Source organism: Stenotrophomonas sp. SrG (assembly GCF_050031795.1).
Classification (GTDB): Bacteria; Pseudomonadota; Gammaproteobacteria; order Xanthomonadales; family Xanthomonadaceae; genus Stenotrophomonas; species Stenotrophomonas rhizophila_A.
The window spans coordinates 1-234 of record NZ_JBNBBE010001442.1; the positions used below are offsets into that span (position 1 = coordinate 1).

Annotated in this window: 1 protein-coding gene; it reads right to left on the bottom strand. The window is 67.5% G+C overall.

Annotated elements, in window-relative coordinates:
• Positions 1–97 precede the first annotated feature (97 nt).
• The coding region (locus ACQG3P_RS24170; protein WP_426806463.1) for an SDR family oxidoreductase at positions 98–234 on the bottom strand (137 nt) is incomplete at its 5' end.

Genomic DNA, 234 nt, shown 5'->3' on the forward strand with positions numbered 1-234 from the left:
CTCCGGTCGGGCGCTCCCGACTTGTGCGTCTTCGACCGAGGCCGCAGGCTCTGTGCCGACCGTTGGTCGGCACATTGCCCATCATCCCGGCACTGCATCAGAACATATGCAACCCGCCGTTCACGGCGGAATCGGCACCGGTGCCATACGCCGCATCATCCGACGCCAGACATGCGCACAGGCTGGCCACCTCTTCGGGCGTGCCCAGGCGGCCGATCGGGACAGACCCGGCCA